Origin of the sequence: Clostridium disporicum, assembly GCF_001405015.1 — a bacterium.
GTDB classification, from domain to species: Bacteria; Bacillota; Clostridia; order Clostridiales; family Clostridiaceae; genus Clostridium; species Clostridium disporicum_B.
The window spans coordinates 81075-106514 of sequence record NZ_CYZX01000003.1; the positions used below are offsets into that span (position 1 = coordinate 81075).

The 25440-nt window shown below is 27.9% G+C and carries 18 protein-coding genes; 1 reads left to right on the top strand and 17 read right to left on the bottom strand.

Going from position 1 to position 25440, the window contains the following annotated elements; all coding sequences use genetic code 11:
• Positions 1-175: 175 nt before the first annotated feature.
• The 4 genes from ARA56_RS02725 to ARA56_RS02740 all read right to left on the bottom strand — a co-directional run bounded on the left by ARA56_RS02725 (position 176) and on the right by ARA56_RS02740 (position 4888).
• Positions 176-2152, bottom strand: a complete 1977-nt coding sequence (locus tag ARA56_RS02725; RefSeq protein WP_148315733.1) for a CotH kinase family protein — start codon at positions 2150-2152, stop codon at positions 176-178.
• A gap of 156 nt (positions 2153-2308) precedes the next feature.
• Entirely contained in the window at positions 2309-3550 is a 1242-nt protein-coding gene (locus tag ARA56_RS02730) for a sensor histidine kinase (RefSeq protein WP_055263699.1), read from the bottom strand.
• A gap of 2 nt (positions 3551-3552) precedes the next feature.
• Entirely contained in the window at positions 3553-4236 is a 684-nt protein-coding gene (locus ARA56_RS02735; RefSeq protein ID WP_055263701.1) for a response regulator transcription factor, read from the bottom strand.
• A gap of 124 nt (positions 4237-4360) precedes the next feature.
• Positions 4361-4888 carry a GNAT family N-acetyltransferase gene (locus ARA56_RS02740; RefSeq protein ID WP_055263703.1) on the bottom strand — a complete coding sequence of 176 codons (528 nt, stop codon included), beginning with the start codon at positions 4886-4888 and terminating at the stop codon, positions 4361-4363.
• Between the two features lie 222 nt (positions 4889-5110).
• Between ARA56_RS02740 and ARA56_RS16570 the strand changes: the two genes are divergently transcribed.
• Positions 5111-5278 carry a hypothetical protein gene (locus ARA56_RS16570; RefSeq protein WP_156334249.1) on the top strand — a complete coding sequence of 56 codons (168 nt, stop codon included), beginning with the start codon at positions 5111-5113 and terminating at the stop codon, positions 5276-5278.
• An 86-nt stretch (positions 5279-5364) separates the two neighbouring features.
• Here the strand turns inward: ARA56_RS16570 and ARA56_RS02745 are convergent, their stop codons facing one another.
• From ARA56_RS02745 to ARA56_RS02805, 13 genes are all read right to left on the bottom strand, one after another.
• Positions 5365-6837 carry a glutamate synthase subunit beta gene (locus ARA56_RS02745; RefSeq protein WP_055263705.1) on the bottom strand — a complete coding sequence of 491 codons (1473 nt, stop codon included), beginning with the start codon at positions 6835-6837 and terminating at the stop codon, positions 5365-5367.
• Between the two features lies 1 nt (position 6838).
• Positions 6839-11383 carry a glutamate synthase large subunit gene (gltB, locus tag ARA56_RS02750; RefSeq protein WP_055263707.1) on the bottom strand — a complete coding sequence of 1515 codons (4545 nt, stop codon included), beginning with the start codon at positions 11381-11383 and terminating at the stop codon, positions 6839-6841.
• 20 nt (positions 11384-11403) lie between these two features.
• Positions 11404-11955 (bottom strand): ANTAR domain-containing response regulator, encoded by a 552-nt coding sequence (locus ARA56_RS02755; RefSeq protein WP_055263709.1) that lies wholly within the window; start codon positions 11953-11955, stop codon positions 11404-11406.
• Between the two features lie 122 nt (positions 11956-12077).
• Positions 12078-13409 (bottom strand): type I glutamate--ammonia ligase, encoded by a 1332-nt coding sequence (gene glnA / locus ARA56_RS02760; RefSeq protein ID WP_055263711.1) that lies wholly within the window; start codon positions 13407-13409, stop codon positions 12078-12080.
• A gap of 294 nt (positions 13410-13703) precedes the next feature.
• Positions 13704-14009: a thioredoxin gene (gene trxA, locus ARA56_RS02765; RefSeq protein WP_055263713.1), complete on the bottom strand. Its 306-nt coding sequence runs from the start codon at positions 14007-14009 to the stop codon at positions 13704-13706.
• Positions 14010-14266: 257 nt separating this feature from the next.
• The gene (locus ARA56_RS02770; protein WP_055263715.1) at positions 14267-15043 is read right to left on the bottom strand and encodes a M15 family metallopeptidase; all 777 of its coding nucleotides are present in this window, start codon (positions 15041-15043) and stop codon (positions 14267-14269) included.
• Between the two features lie 120 nt (positions 15044-15163).
• A complete protein-coding gene (locus ARA56_RS02775; RefSeq protein ID WP_055263717.1) occupies positions 15164-16462 on the bottom strand; it encodes a VTT domain-containing protein in 1299 nt (432 codons plus the stop codon).
• 153 nt (positions 16463-16615) lie between these two features.
• Complete coding sequence (locus ARA56_RS02780; protein WP_055263719.1) at positions 16616-19840, bottom strand: ligand-binding sensor domain-containing protein; 3225 nt, start codon at positions 19838-19840, stop codon at positions 16616-16618.
• Positions 19841-19960: 120 nt separating this feature from the next.
• Positions 19961-20428 carry a hypothetical protein gene (locus ARA56_RS02785; protein WP_055263721.1) on the bottom strand — a complete coding sequence of 156 codons (468 nt, stop codon included), beginning with the start codon at positions 20426-20428 and terminating at the stop codon, positions 19961-19963.
• A 143-nt stretch (positions 20429-20571) separates the two neighbouring features.
• Positions 20572-22626, bottom strand: coding sequence for an FtsX-like permease family protein (locus tag ARA56_RS02790; protein ID WP_055263723.1), 2055 nt, complete (start codon positions 22624-22626; stop codon positions 20572-20574).
• Positions 22616-23383, bottom strand: coding sequence for an ABC transporter ATP-binding protein (locus ARA56_RS02795; protein WP_055263725.1), 768 nt, complete (start codon positions 23381-23383; stop codon positions 22616-22618). Before ARA56_RS02795 ends, ARA56_RS02790 begins: the two co-directional genes overlap by 11 nt.
• Before the next feature lie 352 nt (positions 23384-23735).
• Positions 23736-24746 (bottom strand): sensor histidine kinase, encoded by a 1011-nt coding sequence (locus tag ARA56_RS02800; RefSeq protein WP_055263727.1) that lies wholly within the window; start codon positions 24744-24746, stop codon positions 23736-23738.
• A complete protein-coding gene (locus tag ARA56_RS02805) occupies positions 24743-25414 on the bottom strand; it encodes a response regulator transcription factor (protein WP_055263729.1) in 672 nt (223 codons plus the stop codon). Before ARA56_RS02805 ends, ARA56_RS02800 begins: the two co-directional genes overlap by 4 nt.
• Between the last annotated feature and the right edge of the window lie 26 nt (positions 25415-25440).

Sequence of the window (25440 nt, forward strand, 5' to 3'; positions counted from 1 at the left end):
GGCAACTACTGGTCTATATTGAAATATTTGTATTTTAATGAAGCTTAATCATAGATTTTCAAGGTGTTTTTGGATAATATTCATATATTTCCTTTAAAAATATCCTTATTAGATAGAATATATGTTGGATTTAATTTGTTTCTATTTGCTTACCACTTTCATTATCTCCACTCTATTACTGACTATTTCCAACTTCACCTTCAATATTCTGTTGCATATCATTAGTATTTATATTGGGCTGCTGTTCCATATTAACCCCATTCATATTTGGTGGCATCTGCTGAATATTTGCACCGTTCATATCCGTCGGCATCTGTGGTAGATTTTCTCCATTCATATCAGTTGGCATTTGTGGGATATTTTGTCCATCAATATTTCCTGGGATATTATTCATATCGAACATTCCACCTTTATTTCCACCCATACCCATTTGTTGTTGACCACCTAATACTGATAAATCAACAGTAGTTTCGATAGTACCATATTCTGTTGAAGGCTGTTCACCATTAAGTTGAGCAATTACACTTGATGATCTATCTTGCATAAATGTTCTTAACTCTGAAACTGCACTTTCATATTCATCGTAATTATAAAAAGCTGTCACATCTTCTTTAACATAATCTTTAATCATATTATCAATTTTAGTTACTAAATTATTAAAGCCATCATTGCTTATATAATTTTCTATAATTTGATTTAGATAGCTATGATATAATTCTTTATACTCATCAACTTCCAATAACTTCCCTATTAAAGGAGCATCTTCTAATGTACCTGTTACTGGTGAATCAATTGGGAAATTTACTGCACTACTAGCATTATTAACACCAAATCCTGCAAAGGACATATTTAAGTCCCAAGGCAGCATTTCAAATACTCCATCTCTTTCATAAAGATAATAATTATGATACATTCCACCGGAATAACTATCTAAATTAACTAAAAACGTATTTACTGCAAAGTATTTTAATATTTCTTCTACATTTAGATACTCTTCAAGATTTTCCCCCTTATTTAAGTTTTTTATCATATCTACAATCTTTTGATAATCAGCTTCTGTTGTAGTTTTAAATTCAGCGCTTTCAGTTATTGTTGAATAACTTACTATATCATCATCTATATATTTAAGATCTGCACCCCCATTATTTCCTTTATTAAATCCGCCCATCATTCCTTGCTTATTACCCTGCATATCATTTGGAATTCCTTCTGGAAGATTTTCTGGCATTCCTTGCATCATATTACCTTCAGCATTTTCTGTTGTTCCATTAAACATAACTCCTTCCATATTAGCAGGCATATCAGTAGGAACGTTGCCTTCCACTCCTTCAGGTATATTTTCTGGAATATTTGGCATATTTCCTTCCATTCCTTCAGGTATGTTTCCAGGCATACTTTGCATATTGCCATCCATTCCTTGTGAATTACTATTTGATGCTGCTGACTCTCCACCTATATCTTCATTCATTTGGAAATCAGGCTTTATCATTTCTTCACCTTTTTGCCCCATATCATTATTATTCAAATCCATAGTTTCAGGTTTATAAAGATTTCCCTCTACTGAACCATAATATTTTTCTATATATCTTTCATCAATATCTTCTATAGCAAGATAAAATCCCCATGGCTCTCCATTTATACTTATACTTGCATAAGAATACTCTGGAGTTGGAACCCCTAAAGATTCATATATCTCATATGATAAATATTCCTTCATGTATGTAGGGTCTTGATAATTATTATTTAAAGCTAATTTTTCTATTCCATTGTATGTTTGACCATCAACATATTTATCAAATTTAATCTTTAAACTATATCTATCTGTAGTATCATCCTTAGCTATATTACTAAGACTTGAATTTCCTTTAGCTCTTACCCCTACACTATAAAAAGTCTCTCCATTTATTGTTACATTTGCCTCATAGTATTCTTCTGCTGTTGCATTTTCTTTTAAATCCTCCCAGTCACTATCAGCAATTTCAATATTAATATTTGTAATATTATCTTTATCTAAGACAGTATCAACATTTTGTATATTTCCATAACCATTTTCAGTATTTGGATTAAATTTAACTAAATATACTCCAATTAAAGCTAAGCATATAATAATTAATGTAATTAAAATATACTTTGTCTTTTTATCATTCATTATTAACCCACCTCCATATATTTCTATTTCATTCTAATAGATGAATCTTAACATTAACTTAACATAAATAAAAAACTCTACGCAGAATTTATCTGTACCGTATACAGCATCAATTCTCTTTTGCATAGAGTTTATATTTTTACTTAATCTAAGTTATCATTACTTTATTGATTTAGGAATTAATAAAGTAAATTCTGTTCCAACCAATTCTTTTGAAGTTAATTTAACCTTAATATCTAAAGTTTTAGAAATAGATTTTAAAAGACTTAATCCTATTCCACTACCACTTATATTCTTAACTCTCACATCAGCACTTCTAAAGAATCTATCAAAAATACGCTTTTGATCTTCTTCCTTTATACCAATCCCATTATCTTTAACAGTTACTTTTATATTCTTTCCTGCATCTTCAAAACTAAGTTGAATTTTACCATTATCACCAGTATATTTAAAAGCATTCTCGATTAAGATAATTATCATTCTCTTAATTTTATTGTAATCCCAGCTCACTTTCAAATCAGAATCTACTGTTTTTACTTCAAAGGTCTTCTCTTGAATTTCAGCTAAATCAATATAGAATTCACTTAAATCTGTAATAAAATCATTTAAAGAAAATTCTGTTATATTAATACTTCCATCAACATCTTCCTTTGATAGTAATAGTAAATCACTATTAAGCTTTTCTAAACCTCTTACCTCACTCATCATTTTTGATATATGTTCAAAATTATTATCAATAGTATCTCCCCACTTATTAGCAAGAAGTTCTAGCTTCCCTCTTATTACTGCAAGAGGTGTTCTCATCTCATGGGATGCATCTTGAACAAAAAATACCTGCTTATCATAAGCCTCCTTAACAGGCTTCATTATCTTTGAAGAAAGATAATAAGATAATACAAGTGCTATTATAATTAGTATAACAAAACTTAATATTATTGAACTCATAAGCTGATTTACAGACTGTATCTCTGAATCTACATTTATTAATAATGATACAACTAAATCATTAAATTTAAATTTTATTCCTCTAAATGTATATTCCCCAAAGGTTAAAGTCACTATTTCATCTTCAGAGTTATCAGGAAAAACTGGTAGATTATCAGAGTCAAAATAGTAATTTTGATTCATTAATGCAACTCCATTACCAGTCTGTATTATCATAATAATATTAGGTGGTAGCTTAGGTATACCTCTCCACTCTCTTACATCTCTCCCTGTATTCATTGCATTGCTATAAGTATTTCTCTCATTCATAAGCTGTTGATCTATATGACTAAATACTATAGAAGTATATAAAGTTTTAGTGATTATCGCAAATATTAACAAGCAAATAAATACTATAGATAAACTCAAAATTATTACTTTCCTCTTGGTCTTTAAAAATATATCTTTCTTCATCATAGTTAGTCCTCAATGCTTTCGTCCATTAAATACCCCATACCTCTCTTTGTAACAATATATTTATCATATCCGTATTTACTTAAATTTTTTCTAAGTCTACTCATATAAACTTCTATTATTTCAGTTGATGCATCACTATTGTATCCACAAATATTATCAAATATCTGTTCCTTAAATAATAGTACACCCTTGTTCATTATTAAATATTCTAATAAACTATACAGCTTCTCATTTAAATCAATTTCATTGCCTTTAATATAAACCCTCTTAGTCTTCATATTAACTTCCATGTCTTTAAACTGAAGCATATTTGAACTTTTTATTTTTCCTACACTCTTTAATATTGCAATTATCCTTGCTTTAAGCTCTTCCATATAAAATGGCTTTGTTAGATAATCATTTGCCCCTAAATTGAAAGCTTTAAGCTTATCTCCAAGCTCTTCCTTTGCTGTAAGAACTATAACTGCTGTGTCTATACCTTTTTTAGACATATACTTTAATACTCCCATTCCATCTATTTCAGGAAGCATTAAATCTAAAATAATTATATCAAAATCATATAGCTCTAAATAATCAATAGCATCTCTTCCGTTATATACATTTTTAATATCCATTTCATCTTTAAAATACTCTAATATATTCTCACTAATCTTCTCATTATCTTCAACTAACAATACCTTTATCATCACTATTCCTCCATAATAAGCTACATTATTTCTTATTATTTTTATAATCCTAATTATAGCTTACATTTCTGTACATTACCTTAACTAATATGTACAGAAATTTTTCGTAAAATTTATATAGATTTTAACTGAATATTTTTCTATATTCATCCTCAAGTATAGACATTATGTATATACCTCTATACTGATTATCTATAAATATTCCATCTCTTTTTAATCCTTCAACCTTAAATCCTACTTTTTCATACATTTTCTTTGCTCTTAGATTATAGTCAAAAACTTCTAACTCTACTCTATGTAATTTTAACTTTTCAAATGCAATTCTTAATATTTCTACTGTTGCCTTATATCCAATTCCTTTTCCAAATGATTCTTTATTAAATATAGCTATTCTAAAATGACAGCTCTTATTATCATCATCTATTTCCATTAACACAGCTTCACCTAAAATATTATTATTTAAATCACAAATAACATAATCCTCCCTTGAATCATCTTTTACTACTCTGTCTATATAATTACATATTTGTTCCTCAGTTGGATTATTTGTTGTCCCAGTATAATACATCACTTCTTCATCTTGATTTTTAAACCCACTATTCCAATATTCCTTTTTATCTTCTAATGATAATTTTCTTAAGTTTATATCCATGTTAACCCCCATCTTCCTTATAACTAAATATTTGTGCACATTATTTTCATCTTTATTCACTCAACTATATTGAATATCAATACTACATATATCCCTATATACATTTAATTACGTAGTTAATCTTAATTATACATTTTTTATATCATTATTCCAATAAATGTATAATCAATATATAGTTTAACATATATTTTTTATATTACTAAAAATATTTGGAGGTATTACATGAATAAAAAAACTATTAATACTATTTTCAAAGTAGTTGGTTTATCTATGGGAGTAGCAACTTTAGCTTTATCAATTATAACAACTATTGATATAAACACATCTATAACTCTATTATCAATTGGTCTTACATCATTAGGAATAGCTCAACTTAGTTCAGAAAATTAAACTAGTTGCTCGTGCAAACATATTAATATGAAAAACTTATTTCTATTACGCATATAAAGGATGTCCAAATTGGACATCCTTTAATCCTATTTAACAAGATATTTATGAACATTATAAGCTACATCTATTCCTTCTCTTATAGCCCATACCACTAAAGATTGACCTCTTCTAGCATCTCCACAAACAAATATATTATCTTTATTTGTTTTATAGCTTTTATCATCAGCTTTTATATTTCCTCTATTATTTAATTCTATTTCTAATGCTTGAGCTAAATAATCTTCAGACCCTAAAAATCCCATAGCAATTAAAACTAAATCTACACCTATTAATTTTTCACTATTTTCTACTGGTATAGGTACAACTCTATTATCTTCAGTTTTTTCCCATTTTACGTTTGTTATTACAGCTTTTTTAACATTGCCGTTTTCATCACCAATTAACTCTTTTACTGAAGTTAAATATTTTCTTGGATCTTTCCCAAACTTAGCTACATACTCTTCTTGACCATAATCTTCTTTAAAAATATTTGCCCATTGTGGCCAAGGATTATTATCACTCCTAGCTTTTGGTGGCTTATCTGTTATTTCTAGTTGTATTATAGATTTAGCTCCTTGTCTTAAAGCTGTCGCAACACAATCTGTTCCTGTATCTCCTCCACCAATAATTAATACATTTTTATTCTTTGCATCTATATAATTATTATTATCTATTTTCGGTGATAATAAAGTTCTTGTATTTTCTTTTAGATAATCTACAGCAAACTCTATACCTCTTAACTCTCTGCCTTTAACATTTAAATCTCTAGGTTTTGGTGCTCCTGTTGCTAAGATAACTGAGTCATAATTATTGAGTATCATAGAAGTTACCTTGCTCTCTTTTCCAACATCTACCCCAGTTAAAAAGGTTACTCCTTCTTCTTTCATTAACATAACCCTACGATTTACAACGGATTTATCTAGCTTCATATTAGGTATACCATACATAAGTAGTCCCCCAACTCTATCTTCCCTTTCATAAACAGTAACTGTATGTCCTAACTTATTTAAAATATAAGCTGCTGAAAGTCCTGCTGGACCTGAACCTACTATAGCAATAGTTTTTCCCGTTCTACATATGGGGGGTTTTGCCTGCATTGTTCCATTGCTAAAAGCTTTATCTATTATAAATCTTTCATTTTCCTTTATGCTAACTGATACACCATTAAGTCCAACTGTACATCCATGTTCACAAGGCGCTGGACATACTCTTCCAGTAAACTCTGGAAATGGATTTGTCATTAATAATCTTTGTAATGCCAACTTATAATTACCTTTATATAATAAGTGATTAAATTCAGGGATTAAGTTGTTTAGAGGACAACCAGATACTCTATTATTTATTAAAATACCACTTTGACAATATGGAATTCCACAATCCATACATCTAGTCCCTTGTTCTTTTTGCTTATCTTCACTTAAGCTCTTATGAAATTCATCATAATTATTAATTCTATCTAGTGGAGCTATATTTTCTCCTGTTTCTCTTTCATATACTAAAAATCCATCAGGCCTTCCCATATTAAACTCCACTCCTTTCATAAAAAGCTTCTAAAGCTGCATCAGCTTTACTTAATCCACTCTTAACTTTTTCATTTATTAATTTTATAATCTTCGCATAATCCTTTGGCATTACTTTCTTAAAGTATCCTGATTCAAAGTCAAAATTATCTAAAATATTTTTAGCAATCTTAGAGTTTGTCTCTTTATAATGTTCTCTTATAAGATTTCTAACTTCCATTACTTCATCATAATTTAGACCTTCTATAGATACCATATCTTTATTTACTCTATTTTCTAAAATAAGTTTACTATCATAAACATAAGCAACTCCACCGCTCATACCTGCAGCAAAGTTAATTCCCATTTCACCTAAAATAACTACTGTCCCACCGGTCATATACTCTAAACCATGGTCTCCAACACCTTCAACTACTGCTATTGCTCCTGAATTTCTAACTGCAAATCTTTCTCCTGCTACACCATTAATGAAAGCTTTACCACTAGTTGCTCCATAAAGTGCTACATTTCCAATTATTATATTATCTTCACCTTCTAATGTACATTCCTTAGGCTTAGACACTATAAGCTTTCCCCCAGATAATCCTTTTCCAAAGTAGTCATTGGCATCACCTATAACTTCTAAAGTAATTCCTTTAGGTACAAATGCACCAAAGCTTTGCCCTGCAGAACCATTACATTTAATTCTTACAGTTTCATCTTGCATAGCATCTTTTCCGTATCTTCTAGTTAGTTCTGAACCTAGTATTGTCCCTAAAGTTCTGTGGATATTTCTAATATCTATATTTAAAACTAAATTTTCTTTTTTCTCTATAGCTTCACTTACCATAGGTAGTAATAAAGTTGTATCTATAACTTTGTCTAGGTTATAACTCTTTCTATTCTTATCTCTCACTACTGATTTACCTTTAAATCTTTCATCAACATATAAAACTGAAGATAAATCAACCTTGCTACCTTTAAACCCTTTTATATCATCTCTTTGCCTAAGCTTATCTACTCTACCAATCATATCTTCAACATTTCTGAAACCTAGTTTGGCCATATATTCTCTTAATTCTTGAGCTATGAAATACATAAAATTAACTACGTACTCTGGTTTTCCTTTAAACCTTTTTCTAAGCTCTTCATTTTGAGTAGCTATTCCTACTGGACAAGTATCTAAGTTACAAACTCTCATCATTACACAACCTAATGTTACTAACGGTGCTGTTGCAAACCCAAACTCCTCTGCCCCAAGAAGAGCTGCTATAGCAACATCCCTACCAGTCATAAGCTTTCCATCCACTTCAATAGTAACTCTATCTCTTAACCCATTTAATAATAACGTTTGATTTGCTTCTGCTACTCCTAACTCCCACGGTATCCCAGCATGTTGTATTGATGTTCTTGGTGCTGCCCCTGTACCACCATCATATCCTGAAATTAAAATTACATCAGCTCCACCTTTAGCTACCCCTGAAGCTATAGTTCCTACTCCTGATTCTGCTACAAGTTTTACTGATATTCTAGCTTTTCTATTAGCATTTTTTAAATCATATATAAGTTGAGCCAAATCTTCTATTGAGTAAATATCGTGATGTGGTGGCGGTGAGATTAATTCAACTGCTGGTGTAGATCCCCTAGTTTTAGCTATCCATGGATATACTTTCTTTGAAGGAAGATGTCCTCCCTCACCTGGCTTTGCACCTTGAACCATTTTAATTTGAATCTCATCAGCATTTACTAAATATTCTGTGGTTATCCCAAACCTACCAGAAGCTATTTGCTTAATTGCTGATCTTCTAGAATCTCCATTTTTGTCTAATATATATCGAGAACTATCTTCTCCACCTTCGCCTGTATTTGATTTGCCCCCAATTCTATTCATTGCTATTGCTAAAGCTTCATGAGCCTCTTTTGATATAGACCCATATGACATTGCCCCTGTTTTAAATCTTTTTACTATAGACTCTATAGATTCAACTTCATCAATAGGTATAGGATTTTCTTCAAAGTTAAAATCTAATAAGCTTCTTAAAGTTATTTCATTATTCTCTTTATTTAATAAAGCTGAATACTCTTTAAATAAATTATAATCATTCTTTTTAGTAGATTCTTGTAACTTATGAATAGTTAACGGATTATATAAATGCTCTTCTTTTCCACTTCTCTCTTTATACATTCCATTACTTTCTAATGAGAAATCAAAATTATTATAGTACTTATCAAAAGCTTTCTTATGCTTAATTAAAGTTTCTTTATGGATTTCTTCTAACCCTATTCCACCTATTCTACTTACTGTCTTTGTAAAATACTTGTTTATAACATCTTCTTTTATACCTAAAGCTTCAAATATCTGCGCTCCTTGGTAAGATTGAATAGTTGATATTCCCATCTTAGAGCATATCTTGATTATTCCTTTAACTAATGCTTTATTTATATTTTTAACAGCCTTCTTATACTCTATATTTGTTAATCCTATCTCTTTACATTCTTGTACTGATTCGTAAAGCAAATATGGATTTATTGCTGAAGCACCAAATCCTAAAAGAGTAGCGAAATGATGTACCTCTCTTGGCTCCCCACTTTCAACAATTATATCTACAGCAGTTCGTATTCCTTTATTTATAAAAAATCTATGCAATCCTGAAACTGCTAATAAAGATGGTATTGGAATCTGAGTTTCATTTACCTTCTTATCACTCAAAATAAACAAATTGTATCCTTCTTTATATGAACTATAAGCATTTTCAAACAGATTATCTAAAGCTTTTTCTAAATCTTTATCAGAACTTGTCTTTTCATATACTATCTCTAATACCTTAGCCTTAAAATTATCATCATACATTGCCTTTATCTTTGCTAAATCTTCATCAGATAATATAGGATCATTTAACTTAATTAAATTACAATTATCCTTTTTATCTTCTAATATATTTCCACCTGTACCTAAATAAACATTAGTAGATGTCACAACTTCTTCTCTTATAGCATCAATAGGTGGATTTGTTACTTGAGCAAATAATTGCTTGAAGTAATTAAATAAAAGTTGCTCCCTCTTCGAAAGAACTGCCAGTGGAGTATCTATCCCCATTGAACCTAAAGGTTCTTCTCCACTTTCCATCATTGGTAAAATTGTACCTGTTAAATCCTCATAGCTATAACCAAAAGCTTTAAAGAGTTTCCCTCTTCTTTCTCTTTCAATCTCTTCAACTCTACTTTCATATAAAGAATCTAATGTAACTAATCCTTCACTTAACCATTCATCATATGGATGTTGCATATAATATCTTTCTTTTAGCTCTTTATCTTCAATAAGTTTTCCCTTCTTAGTATCTACCAGTAACATCTTACCTGGAGTTAATCTACCTTTATATCTTATATCTTCATTTTTTATATCTAATGCCCCAACTTCTGAAGAAAGAATTAAGGTATCATTTTTAGTAATATAATATCTTGCTGGTCTTAAACCATTTCTATCTAAAACAGCCCCCATTTTATCTCCATCAGAAAAAACAATAGCAGCAGGTCCATCCCAAGGTTCCATTAAAGTTCCATTATATTCATAAAAAGCTTTTTTCTTTTCTGTAACTCTAGTATTCTTAACCCAAGGCTCTGGAATTAACATCATAACAGCTCTTGCCATATCTCTACCATTCATAGTTAAAAACTCTAAAGTATTATCTAAAATAGCTGAGTCAGAACTTTCTTTATTTATAATTGGTAATACTTTTTTAATTTCATCTCCTAAAACTCTTGAGGTTATAGTCTCTTCTCTTGAATATAATTTATTTACATTACCTCTTAGTGTGTTAATTTCACCATTATGAATTATATACCTATTAGGATGAGCTCTCTCCCAGTTTGGAACTGTATTTGTACTATATCTAGAGTGAACCATGGCTATAGCTGATTCAATTTTTTGATTTGTTAAATCCTTATAAAAGTTTTTAAGTTGTCCAGCTAACAACATCCCTTTATAAACAATAGTTTTTGAAGATAGAGATACTACATATGTCTTCTCATCCTTAACTCTTTTTTCAAAACTTCTTCTTAAAACATATAATCTTCTTTCAAAATCCATTCCTGAAAATATATTTTTAGGCTTCTCAATTATAACTTGCTTAAAATACGGCATAGTTTTTAAAGCCTCTACCCCTAAGCCATTTGTATCATATGGTACTTCTCTCCAAGCTAAAATCTTTAAACCTTCTTCAGTAGCAACATTTTCAAACAATCTTATAGTTTCATTTCTTTCAACTTCATCATTTGAAAAAAAGAACATACCAACAGCATATTCTCCCTCTTTAGGTAAGATGAATCCTAAATTTTGAGCTTCTTCTTTAAAAAATCTATGTGGTATCTGCAACAGTATTCCAGCACCATCACCAGAGTTTTCATCAGATCCACCTCTATGCTCTAAATTTATTAATATATTAAGAGCATCCTCTATGGTCTTATGAGTTTTTTCACCATTTATATTGGCTATAGCTCCTATTCCACACGCATCATGCTCAAATACCCCTTTGTATAAACCACAATCCTTATGCATACACCCCTCCATTTAGCTTGGACAAAATCCAATTATATCTCATCTAATATTTCATCAGCTATTTCTCTTATAGTTTTCCTTCTATCCATAGCTTGTTTTTGAATATATCTAAAAGCCTCTTCCTCACTAATAGCTTCTATTTTCATTAATTTACCTTTTGCTTTATCAATAAATTTTCTATCTTCAATCTTCTGCTCTAAAGAATGAATTTTCTTCTTATAAATTCCAAATCTTCTTTGACTTTGTATCACCATATCTATGGAATTTAGAAGTACTGCATTATTTATAGGACTTGTTATGCAAAAAATATCTACTTCTTCCTGTATATAAGCCTTATGTTGTTCATTAACTATTGCTAAAAAACTAGTTAATTCTCCAATATTATCATACACATCCATGATAGTCATATCACTTAGCTTATACCCAATTAAAACAATACTTATATCATTGCTTCTAACTATTCTAGTAAGTTCATTTCCTGACTTTGTAGTAGCAACTATGTAATATCCTGCGTTAGATAATACCATTCTTAATTTGTCTGCAACATCAAGATTATTTATAGCTATTACAATTCTTTCTTGCATATTTTCCCTCCAATCAAACAGATGCTTAAAATCGTATTAAGCAAAAATTCTTTCAGCTTAAGTATATGTTATATATTTAGCTGATAGAATTTCTACTTTAATACTATTAATCTAACAATATCTTAATATTGCTCTAAATAATTATCAATTTCCCATGGAGTTACCTTAGTTCTGTACTCATCCCATTCTATTTTTTTAGCTTTAATATAATTATAGAAAGTATGGTCACCTAAAGTTTTTCTTATTAATTCACTTTCTTCCATATACTTAATAGATTCTTCTAAGCTTCCTGGTAAACTTTCTATACCTTCTTTCTTTCTTTCTTCAACACTCATTCCGAATATATTCTTTTCAATTGACGCTGGTGGTGTTAAATTATTTTTAATTCCATCTAATCCCGCTGCTAAAAGACAAGCTAGAGCTAAATATGGGTTTGCACTTGGATCTGGGCATCTTAATTCTATTCTTGTACCTGCTCCTCTAGTTGCTGGAACTCTTATAAGTGGACTTCTATTTTTTGCTGACCATGCAATATAAACTGGTGCTTCGTAATCAGGCACTAATCTCTTATAAGAATTAACTAATGGATTTGTTATAGCAGTTAATTCTTTTACATGCTTCATAAGTCCTGCTATAAAGCTATATGCATCTTTGCTTAAAGCTAATTTATCACTTTCATCATAAAATGCATTCTTACCATCTTTCATAAGAGACATATTTACGTGCATTCCTGATCCATTTATTCCGAAGAAAGGCTTAGGCATAAATGTTGCATATACTCCATGTCTTTGAGCTACTGATTTAACTACTAACTTAAATGTCATAATACTATCTGCTGTAGTTAATGCATCAGCATATTTAAAATCTATTTCATTTTGACCATATGCTACTTCATGATGAGAAGCTTCTATTTCAAATCCCATATCTTCTAACATCATGCACATATCTCTTCTTGCATTTTCAGCACCTTCTAATGGGCTTAAATCAAAATATCCTGATTTATCTTGAGTTTCTAACTTTGGTCTTCCCTTCTCATCAGTTTCTAATAAGAAAAATTCACATTCTGGCCCTACATTAAAGCTATATCCCATATCCTCTGCTTCTTTTAATACTTTCTTTAATATATTTCTTGGATCTCCTTCAAAAGCATGTCCTTCAGGAGTATAAACATCACAAATTAATCTAGCAACTCTTCCATGTTGTGGTCTCCATGGTAATATAGAAAATGTATCTAAATCTGGTCTTAAATACATATCTGATTCTTCAATTCTTACAAATCCTGAAATAGATGAACCATCAAACATTATATTATTGTCCAAGGCCTTCTCTAATTGTCTATCAGTAATAGCTACATTTTTTAAGAATCCAAATATATCTGTGAATTGCAATCTTATAAACTTAATGTCATTCTCCTCTACTAATCTTAAAATATCTTCCCTTGTATACTTTGACATAATATATTCCCCCTTTATAATAAAAAAAAAGACGACAATAGAATAGGGATTATCCCTCTATTGAACGCCTTTGTTCACTCAAAATATTAATTTAATATATTCATATTATACAACCATTTTATTGAAAATGGAACAAATATTTATAAATTTTATAAATATTTTTTCAATTCTTTATGAAAACATTTAAATAATGTTAATATTGTAATTGATTTAATAAATTAATTATATTACTAAATATAAAAATAAATCACACAGAAATTTACTTAAATAAAATCTCTATGTGATTTTATTAATTTATTTTCCTCTTGCTATAAACTCTTCTATTTTTTTCTTAGGATTGAAACCTATCATCCTATGGATAAATTGTCCATCCTTCAATAAAACTAAAGTTGGTATTGATTGTATTTGATAATATGATGCTATATTTCTTGAATTATCAATATTAACCTTAACAACTTTAATATCCTTATTTTCTTTATTTATTTGTTCTAAAACTGGTGAAAGCATCTTACATGGGCCACACCATTCTGCATAAAAATCTACTAAAACTAATCCATCTTTAACTTCATTTACAAATTCTGATTCATTAATGACTTTCATCTTCTTACTCTCCTATAATTCATTTAAGTTGATAAATTAATTATCACTTAATAAATTATATTCCTCACACCAGCAATTGTTATCATTTTACATCACCTTGTGTAACTTTATCACATATAATATTCATCACTTATCTATAAATTAAACTTTGGCGTATATAATCTCTATGTAGTAAAAAAACTTCTAAAGAAAATATCTTTCTTTAGAAGTTTTTATACATTCTTACTGTAATCCTAGTATTATAAATATATATAATACTAACTATTTAAATATTCTTCTAAGGTTATGCCTTTACTCATTATCTCTTCTGCAACATCAACTCCAACATACCTCAAATGCCATGGTTCATAATCATATCCTGTTATATCTTCTTTTCCTTTAGGATATCTAAGTATAAATCCATAATTACTCATATTCTCCTTAAGCCACTGAAAAGCTCTTGTATTCTCAAACCCCTCATCTAAACTTAAATATTCATCTGATAATAAATCCATTACTAATCCAGTTTGATGCTCACTTGTTCCTGGTACAGCAACATAGTTATTTGTATACTCCTGACCTTCTATTGCAACGCTTCTATCATAAACTTCTTGTTGATACTCATATGATCTATATCCTGAAATTGCAATTAAGTTTATTCCTTCTTTCATTGCATCATTAAACATATTTTCTAAAGCTTTTGCAGCATCTACTCTCATTTCTCTGCACATATCATCAGCTACTCTAAATTTAACATTTGGAATTACTAAATCCGGAGGTATATAGTTTTGGTTTATACCACTTACCTTATTAATCAACATTAAGTATTCATTAGACGCTGATCTACTATTTTTAATAGTTGCTTCTTCATTCTCTATATATTTATTTTCTTCAATAATTACACTTGCCACTTCCTTTTGTTTGCAATAATAATTAATTTTATATATTCCAAAAGTAGTTATAATAATAACTCCTGCTACTATATACTTTCTGCGTTTTCTTTTTCTATTTCTTGTAACTCTATTATTAACTTCCTCTCTCATACTTATAGGCATATCACTTTATCTCTCCTCCATCCATTTTCCATGATTCCTAAAATATAAATTATCATATTAATTTTATAATATAAACATTACAAATAGATGTCAAAGCTAAAAAATTCCTTATACCTTTTACTAATCCTCTAACTTACTTGCAACTTCAGGTATAATACTCCATAATTCTAAAATTGTAATACATAAGATAATCCAAAGAGTAGCAAATAAATAAGCTACAATTACACCACTAGCATATTGAATTTTTAAATATATATCACTTATTCCTACAAAAGCACAAATAGATATAAGTATAATCATCGATATAGTTTTTATAATTTTACTATAACTTTGCCTTAATATATAATATGTAATAATCCCAAATAAAATAGAAACTATAAAAACATCTTTACTTGGAAAGCTATTATAAATACTTCCTATATCTATAGCTGAATTACTCTTCTTAAATATATAGTTAGAAATGTCAACAAATATCTCTCCACCTAGAATTGTAAAAATTATAAATAATATATTTTTTACTTTCTGACTTTGCTTTACTGTTATCCACCCAACCATTAAAATACTTACCAAGATTACAATATATACAGATGATAAATTTTTAAATCCACTTATAACCTCTATAAAACTCTTTGAAAAAACACCTCTAAAAATTCTATAGGTTATACTATCAAATAAGCTCATTTCATTTGATAAATGCTCATCTATTAATTTAAAAGTAACTATTATTAAAGCTATATACACTATCCCTGCAATAACTATGCCTAATTCAACTTTCTTAATTGAATTATAAACCGAAATTATATTTTTCATATATAAGTAAATATATTTCTTTATCTCTTTTTCATATCTCTTATAACCATATATAGCTACTATGATAATCCCTAATAATATTGCTCCTATAATTAAGTACTTTGTAGCATACTTATGTAAATAATTCCAATCTTCACCTAATGCTTTACCAATAGTAATAAATGTTATAGCCCAAATAAATGCACCTATATAGGCATGAATGGCAAATTTACTAAAAGATATATTGGTTATTCCTGATACATATCCAGTAATATGTCTTACTCCAGGTATAAAGTAAGCTATAGTCAATAATTTATTTCCAAATCTATCAAACCATCCTGATATTTTATCTAACTTTTCTGGAGTGAGATGAACATATTTACCATACTTATGAAAAAACGGAACTCCTAATAATTTACCAATAAAATATGATAATGTTATACCACATATAGCTCCTAGTGCTGCTGTTATAATACTTAATGTGTAATTCAAACTTCCATTATAAATAAGAAATCCACAGTATCCCATTAAGATTTCTCCTGGTAGTGGTAATGCTATCAATTCTAAAAATAATGATAAAAAAATAATAATATATCCATAATTATTTATTAATTCTGCTAATCTTTCCATTAATAATCTCCTAAGTATATATTTATTTCTTTATTATCTTTTCTTTATTTAATTAATTAATTCTTATATTTAATAAAAAATTAGCATATATATCTCCATAAATATACATGCTAATTTATTTTAATTATTAAGTTGTAAAGTTACCTTCTAGAATTAAACTAAAGGTAAAGTTATTGTAAATTTACTTCCCTGATTTTCTTCACTTTCTAATGAAACATTACCATTATGAAGCTCTACTATATATTTAACTAATGTTAAACCTATCCCACTACTACTTACTTTAGTTGAATCAGAACCTTTTCCTTGCTCAAATCTGTTAAAAATGAACTCTTGGTCATCTTTTGATATACCAAGTCCAGTATCTTCAACAGAAATGCTTACAAAATTCTCATTTTCTTTAATTACAATACTAATTCTTCCACCACTTTCAGTGAATTTAACCGCATTTCCAATAAGATTTATAATACATCTTTCTATTTCTTTTGGGTCGCAACATATTGTTTTTTCTTCTATCTCTGGGTCAATTATTAGTTCAAGTCCTTTTTCTTTTATATAATCGCTCATATTAAGAGCTGTTTCTTCTACTAAATAAACTATATCTACATTATCTTGTTTATTTATTTTATAAGCTCCAGACTCTATCTTTGAACTATCTATAATATCATTTATAATCTTTAATAAATTATTAGAGCTTTTCTTTATTACATCCATATAATGTTTTGCTTTTTCTTTAGTAACATTTCCACTATCCTCTAAAGAATTTAACAATTGTAAAACAGATAATATTATATTTATAGGAGTTCTTAACTCGTGAGAAAGATTTACAAAATAATCATTTTTAAATTTCTCATTTTTTAAACTTCTTTCATATAATTTTTTATTTTCATCCATCTGACGATTTATTTCTTTAGTCTGTTTTTCAACTATAGCTTTTAATAATTTAACTCTGTTCCATATAAAGTAGATTATAGCTAAAAAAATAAAAATATAAAAACAATATGCTGCTTTAGTTTTCCAAATAGGACTATTTATCGTAAAATTTAAACTTGTTTCTTCTGTAATGTCTCCAGTATTATTCATAGCCTTTACTTTAAAAGTGTAGTTACCTGGTGATAATAATGTATAGTTTGAAAATAACCCTCTATTAATATATTTCCACTCATCATCTACTCCTTCAAGCTTGTATAAATAATTTATCTCTCCTAATCTTCCATACTCAGGAAGGAAATATTGAAACATTATGTTGTTCTCATTGTACTTTAAATTTAGGTTCTTATCTCCCAAAGTAATTAACTCACCATTTATTCTTACTTTTCCTATTACAACATTTTCATTTCTATATGTATCTTCATTAATCTCCATTGGATTAAAAGATACTACTCCAGTAGATGTTCCAAATAGTACCTGACCACACTCCATATTTAAGCTTACCCCTCTATTGAAGTGGCTTCCTTGAATTCCATCTATTTCAGAAAAATTTATAAATTTATTTTCTTCAATATTAAATTTACTTAATCCATTATTTGTTCCTAGCCATAAGTTTCCACAACTATCTATTTCAATTGAATTTATATAATCACTAACTAGTCCATCTTTTTGAGAATATCTTATAAATGTTTCAGTTTCTATATCAAATTTATTTAATCCTGAATTTGTTCCTATCCACAAAACTCCATTTCCATCACCTTCTATACAATTTACAAAGTCATAGCTAATAGAAGTGATGTCTTTACTTGTTACATAGTTTTTTATAATACCATCAGTTTTATGAAATTTTATAAGTCCGCTATATCGTTCTCCCGCTAGCCATAATATATCTTTATCTCTTTCATCTTGAAAGATATCTACAACTCTATAATTATCTATTCCTTTCTCTTGAAAATTCTCATTGTAGTTTACTAATTCATATGTTCCATTTTCACTTTTAAAAAAACCATTATTAGTACCTATCCACAAATCATATCCATCATTAAAAATAGTTAATATTTCATTAGTATACTCTTCTCTTAAGTCTCTAGTTACGTTACATTCTATCTTTCTTGTATCTTTATATAAAACATCTACCCCTCTATCTGTAGATATTACAAATCTATTTTTTTCAATCTCGAAAATATTATTTATTTTATTACTAGATAATGAGTTATTATTATTCTCATCATATATATATCTAACAGTCTCTTTAGTTTCTACAATAAAGTTTATTATTCCATTACTCTCTGTACCTATCCATAAATCGTTATTACTATCCTCGATTATAGATGTTATACTACTATATGGTATATCCATTTTCCTTAAAGCGTCATTTATGCTATTACTAAACTGTTGAGCTGTATTTAATATGCTCACTCCATTATCAGTTCCTATCCATAAAACTCCATTTCTATCTTGAAATAAACAGGTGATAGAATTACTAATTAGACTAGTATTAAATGCTATGTCTTTTTTGTAAGTTTCAATTGTATTATTTTGTTCATTATATTTTACTAGTCCATCTGAGGTTCCAAGCCATACATTGCCTTCAATATCACATAGTACTGTAACGATACTGTTTTCTATACTATCATCAAATCTAACTTTATAAATATTAGTTTTTTTATCAAATACATTATGTTTATATATCCCACTTTTACTAGCAACCCACATATATCCATCTATACTTCTACCAATTGCGTATATTTGCTTAGAATTTTCTTCCCCAAAATTCTTAGCATAATAATCTAATTCATTTATATTTATTCCACCTATACCACATTTAGTAGCTATCCATAAAAATCCATTTTCATCTTCACTTATATCAGTAATATAATTATTAGCAATTTCATTATCCCTATCATTCCAATAATATTTAACAAATTTATCACTTTCGGAATCATACCTATTTAACCCTGAAGCTGTTCCTACCCACATAGTATTATTACTATCTTTATAAATATCTGTTATATATGGGCTGCTCAAGTTATTTTTATCACCATAGCAAACTATATTTTCTGTTTCACCATCAATGATATTTAAACCGCCATAAGTTCCAACCCATATATACCCCTGCTCATCCTCCGCAATACTTGTTATATATGTAGAACTCAAACCATCTTCTGTGCTGTTTTCATAATTATAAACTTTTACCCCATTTCCATCATATTGATTTAACCCATCTTCAGTTCCTATCCATATATACCCCTTAGAATCTTGAAAAATACAAGTTATAGCATTACTAGATAAACCATCTTTCATAGATATATTTTGAAAGTTAACTTTGCCATTATCTAAATTTTTTTTATTGGAAAGATTAATTTCATCAGCTAGTACTACTGTATTATAAAAAATGCTTATAAAAAATACTATTAAGATTATTGCTGTATATCTTACACGTTTAGTCATTTTTTGCCCCCATCGCTATAATATAGTATTATCCCCTCCATAATTTTAACATTATTTACTATTTTCATCAATATTTCCCGATAGTTTTTCGCTAATATCTTTAATTTCTAGTGTCTAAGTTTATCTAAATCCGAAAATAGGTTGTAAGTTATCCCTATCATATAATCCATTGGCAGCTTTTATATAGTATATTGCTGCTGTTACATTTAGAACATTTGCAGTAATTAAGTCTATATTAGGTTGAATCGAATAATCAGCTCCATTATTTATATCTTCATATGCTAGGTTATAATTAATCATTGCAAGCTGAGCTGATAATAATCCAGTTATTAAAAATATATAGACTGCCTGCTTTACCAAAGTATCTGCTTCTATTTGAAGTTCATTATTTGTAAAATGTGTCTCAACTAGTTCAACTCCTAATAATGCAGCTTTATATAGTAATACTTGTCCATATATATTTAGTATTATTACTGATTGTTGTACAGCAAGAAGTTGTAACTTTTCACTTTCTTTATCATTATAATAAGTAGATTTCTCTTGCTTATCTCTTTTTCTTTTTTTATATTTAAAAGATTTTTTTCCCATAATAACAACCCTTTGTCTGTACTCATACTCTATATTATTTAATATATTTTTTATTTGCTCCAACCTTGAAGTAATAATCGAAAAAGACCATATTAAAATCATTTCAATTTCTTAAAATGGATTTTAACATAGCCTTTATTTATCTATTTTGAATTTTTAATTATAATCTTATATCCTGTATATGTTGTATAAAAATATCCTCCATAAACGACAATAAGTATTCCTAAAGTCATTAATGCTGTTGGTACAATATTAGGTTTTCCATATAAAGCTATAAATTTATTAACTACCGATATTCCAACTATTGAGCTTACTATTGCAAGTGTTAATGGCATTGCAAAATAAATTACTGTTTGAGTAAATATAGTTTTATTTATCATCTTTTCTGTTGCACCAATTTTCTTTAATGCCTTGTATCTATCACTACTATCACTAGCTTCTGATAATTGTTGAAGAGCTAAAACCGCTGCACTAGAAATTAAAAATACAATTCCTAAATATAATCCCATATAAAGTATCATTGTAGTCAGCCCTTTACTTTGTTCATAAAGCTGCTTCTTTGTATATCTTAACATTGGTAGATTATGAATTTCATCTTTCTCTCCTCTAGTATAACTACTACTAAGTGCTCCTTCACTCTTATATCCACTTAAAGAATCAAATAAACTAATCATTTCCTCTTCTTCTGTAGGATTATTAGGATTCTTATAATTCATATTCATATATGCTGAATCTAAAGTCATATCTTTAAAATCATCTGGCACTATAATAGTTAACACATTATCTGCTATTTCAGAGTTATATACTGCTTCGCTTAAATATTCTTTATTAGCTACCTTATACTCTTTTCCAGCTATGCTAATCTGTGGATTACTTTCAATAAAGTTTTTTACTGAATCTTTCGCTGATGTAAAATTAGATGTAACTAATATTTCATTATCACTTATATTTAATGGCTCTTCACCATATAAACTTCTTATTTTATTATAATCTGAAATCTTAATAGCATCTATATATTCCCATCTGTGCTTTCCATCATCTAAGCTCCTTTTAAACTCTCCTACTGCATAATCCTTTAGTATAGTGTTAGCATCTATCCCATTAATTACATATCCATTAATAAATATAGGTTCACTATAAGAAAATTCATAATTAATTTCTTTTAATACATCCTCCATACTTTTATAAGTGCTATCTTCATCTGTAAATAACTTTATTGAAGCATCATATGGAGCAACTATACCTTTTTCTAAAGCACTTTTGAAGCTTAACCCTGTTGATAAAAGTACTATAGTTATAAATAACATAAGTGAAATTACTGTCATTGATACAAAATTAGTATTTACTTTACTACTTATTTGCCTTGTAACAAAAATATTTAACTTTTTAAGATATATATTCTTACTTCTTTGAATTATTGATAATAAAAATCCTGAAATTCCATAGAAAAATCCTGCTGTTCCTATTACACCTAATACTATTGAAAGCTTAAATCCTAGCTTTTCCATATTTAGTCCACTTTTACTTACTAAATAATATGCTGTAAATAAAATTATCATAGATATGATAAATATAATTGATGAAACTATCGGATTTTTTATTTTAATATCTTCACTTTTTCTTGCTGCAGTTAACATATCAATTAATTTATATTTTGATATAATTCTCGTATTAAATATCATTAAAACACCAAATATTAAAGCAAAATATAATACTGTTTTTAAAATAGCACTACCTGATACTACAAATTTAAATTCAGACATTCCAACTTCAAATAATTTAGCTGTAAACAATGATAGACCTTGTGATACACCTAATCCTAATAATAAACCTGATAAAAGAGATAATACTCCTACTATTAAAGTTTCACTTAATAATATCTTTGATATTTTTCTCTTACTCATTCCAAGTGTCATATAAATTCCAAGTTCTTTTTTTCTTTTCTTTATTAAGAAATTATTTGCATATAGAATTAATCCACCTAAAACAAATGATACAAATACTGAAACATATGATATTAAAGTCGTTATAAGTGCTATATATTCTGCTTGATTTTTATTAATATCTAATAATGCTTTTTGTGATTCTATAGAGTTAAAGCTATAAAATATACATACAGCAAAAGATATTGTTAAAAAGTATATTGCATAATCCTTAAAACTTCTTTTTACATTATTTATAGCTATCTTAGAATACATTCTCAACATCACCTCCAAGCAGAGTTACAACTTCAATTATTCTATTAAAGAATTCTTTTCTTGAATCGTTTCCTCTTACTAACTCATTAAAAACTTTTCCATCTTTTATAAATAGAATTCTATGAGCATAACTTGCTGTAAAAGCATCATGAGTAACCATAAGTATTGTAGCATCTAAATCTTTATTTAATTTTTCGAAAGAATCTAATAATAATCTTGATGACTTAGAATCTAGTGCTCCTGTTGGTTCATCTGCTAAGATTAATGATGGGTCAGTTACAATTGCTCTAGCAGATGCAACTCTTTGCTTTTGTCCTCCTGACATTTGATATGGATATTTATTTAATACTTCCTCTATTCCAAGATTTTTTGAAACATTTTTTATTTTTTCATCTATTAAACTCGGCTTAACTCCTTGTATAGTCAATGCTAAAGCTATATTTTCATATGCAGTTAATGTATCTAAAAGATTAAAGTCTTGAAATATAAACCCTAATTCATCTTTTCTAAAATTTTCTAATTGCTTTGATTTCATCTTAGTTATATCTTTATCATTTATTATTATATTACCTGTAGTTACTGTATCTATAGTTGAAATACAATTAAGCAGTGTTGTCTTTCCAGATCCTGATGGACCCATTATTCCAACAAATTCCCCTTTATCAACTCTAAAGCTAATATTATCTATAGCCTTTGTTATATTATCTTTATTTCCATAATACTTTTCTACTTTCTCTACTTTTAATATGTTCCTCACTCTTCCTACCTCCAAAATTTATAATAAATTTAACTTCTTGCATTTTTCTTTTTATATTTAAATTCTTTAATATTGCTTTCAACATAATTTATTCTATACTAAAATATCATAGCCACATATTGATTAAGCTTTCATATAAGTTACAAATTTGTAAGATAAAATCCTTAATCAATATTGCACATACTTGTATATGAGATATATGAAAATATATCTATGTGGTTATTTTCAAATATAAAAATAACCACAGCATATAGTATTAGTAATTATTTTTCTAATATCATATACTATGGTTATCATATTTTTAGTTTTTATAATCTTATTTACTACAATATATAAATACTCTTAACTAATCTTAAAAATCAGTAAATCTTCCTTTTGGAAATACTATATTAACCTTTGTTCCTTCATTTACTTTAGAAGTTATAGTTATTCCAAGTCCTAATTTTCTACAAAGATTTTTACAAAGATAAAGACCTATACCTGTAGATTTACCAAATCGCCTTCCATTCTCTCCAGTAAATCCTTTTTCAAAAACTCTATCTATATCTTTATCACTTATACCTACACCATTATCTTTTATAGTTAGTACTATATTATTTTCATATTCTTCAGAATAGATTTCTACTACTCCTTTATTAGCTTCAGAAAATTTAATAGCATTTACTATTACCTGATTTATTATAAATTCAATCCATTTTGCATCACTAAATATCTTTCCACTTACTTCTTTTAGCTCTAATTTAATCTTTTTATTTATAAAATCTCTAGAATTTGATTTAATAGATTTCATTACTACTGCTCTTAAATCAAATTCTTTAATTATGTAATCTTTGCTTACATCACTACTTCGAGCATAATATAAAACTTGATCAATATAATTTTCTACTTTTCTAATTTCATAATTAACTCTTTCGCTTAATTTACTATCATCATTCTCTAGAATTAACTTAGTTGATGATATAGGTGTCTTTATTTCATGAACCCATGTTTCAATATACTCTCTATATTCTAACTGTTCATCTTTAAAATATTTTACTCGTTCATTCATATCCTTACTAAGAGTTTTTAAAATATTATTTAATATCTTTCCTTCGATAAAATTAGCTTCATCTATAACCTCTGGTAATAAATACTTTTTATCTAAATTCTCTAATACATTATTTATACTATCAAAATACCTTTTACTCTTAATTAATTCTATTACTATATAAGATACTAATGGTAAAAACCAAATTGAAAATACTATTATTATTATACTTTTAGGCACATTAGCTATATACATAAAAATTGCAACAATAAAAAATAAAACTAAATTTATTATTAGAAAAGGTATCCTTTCTTTTATATATTCTACAATATTCATACCATTATATAACCTAACCCTCTTCTTGTTTCAATTATGTTAGATAATCCAATCTCCTCTAGCTTCTTTCTAATTCGTGTAACATTTACTGATAAAGTATTATCATCAATAAACATCTCACAATTCCAAAGATAATTTATAAGAGATTCCCTTGATACAATTTTTCCTCTATTCTTTATTAAATATGATAGAATTTTCAATTCATTTTTAGTTAATTCAATAACTTTATCATTATAAACTATAGTTCCATTAGATAAGTTCAACTTCATATCTCCATACTCCAATACATCTTGAACCGTGGAATTTCTGTATACTCTCTTTAATATAGATTCAATTCTTGCCAATAATATTTGTGTATTATAAGGTTTAGTTATAAAATCATCAGCCCCTAAGTTCATACTCATAAGCTCATCAACATCACTATCTCTACTAGTGACTATAATTATAGGAACCTCTGAAAATTTTCGTATCTCTCTACATATATAATACCCATCAAATATAGGTAAGTTTATATCTAATAATATTAAGTTTGGATTTTTACTTTTTACGTAATCAATAATATTAGAAAAGTCATCTGGAACTAATACCTCATACCCATACCTAGTTAAAAATACTTTCAACTCTTCCCTAATAGTTACTTCATCTTCTATAATCATAATTTTGGACATTTCGTTACTCCTTTAATGAAACACTT

Coding starts and splice junctions, on each gene's coding strand:
- ARA56_RS02745 (WP_055263705.1), bottom strand. CDS start 6,837: ATGGGAAGGCCTGATGGATTTTTAGTATATGAAAGAGAAACAGGAGAA.
- ARA56_RS02805 (WP_055263729.1), bottom strand. CDS start 25,414: ATGTCCAAAATTATGATTATAGAAGATGAAGTAACTATTAGGGAAGAG.
- ARA56_RS16570 (WP_156334249.1), top strand. CDS start 5,111: ATGAATAAAAAAACTATTAATACTATTTTCAAAGTAGTTGGTTTATCT.
- ARA56_RS02775 (WP_055263717.1), bottom strand. CDS start 16,462: ATGGAAAGATTAGCAGAATTAATAAATAATTATGGATATATTATTATT.
- gltB (WP_055263707.1), bottom strand. CDS start 11,383: ATGGAGGGGTGTATGCATAAGGATTGTGGTTTATACAAAGGGGTATTT.
- glnA (WP_055263711.1), bottom strand. CDS start 13,409: ATGTCAAAGTATACAAGGGAAGATATTTTAAGATTAGTAGAGGAGAAT.
- ARA56_RS02755 (WP_055263709.1), bottom strand. CDS start 11,955: ATGCAAGAAAGAATTGTAATAGCTATAAATAATCTTGATGTTGCAGAC.
- trxA (WP_055263713.1), bottom strand. CDS start 14,009: ATGAAAGTCATTAATGAATCAGAATTTGTAAATGAAGTTAAAGATGGA.
- ARA56_RS02800 (WP_055263727.1), bottom strand. CDS start 24,746: ATGAATATTGTAGAATATATAAAAGAAAGGATACCTTTTCTAATAATA.
- ARA56_RS02770 (WP_055263715.1), bottom strand. CDS start 15,043: ATGCCTATAAGTATGAGAGAGGAAGTTAATAATAGAGTTACAAGAAAT.
- ARA56_RS02735 (WP_055263701.1), bottom strand. CDS start 4,236: ATGATAAAGGTATTGTTAGTTGAAGATAATGAGAAGATTAGTGAGAAT.
- ARA56_RS02790 (WP_055263723.1), bottom strand. CDS start 22,626: ATGTATTCTAAGATAGCTATAAATAATGTAAAAAGAAGTTTTAAGGAT.
- ARA56_RS02740 (WP_055263703.1), bottom strand. CDS start 4,888: ATGGATATAAACTTAAGAAAATTATCATTAGAAGATAAAAAGGAATAT.
- ARA56_RS02730 (WP_055263699.1), bottom strand. CDS start 3,550: ATGATGAAGAAAGATATATTTTTAAAGACCAAGAGGAAAGTAATAATT.
- ARA56_RS02785 (WP_055263721.1), bottom strand. CDS start 20,428: ATGGGAAAAAAATCTTTTAAATATAAAAAAAGAAAAAGAGATAAGCAA.
- ARA56_RS02780 (WP_055263719.1), bottom strand. CDS start 19,840: ATGACTAAACGTGTAAGATATACAGCAATAATCTTAATAGTATTTTTT.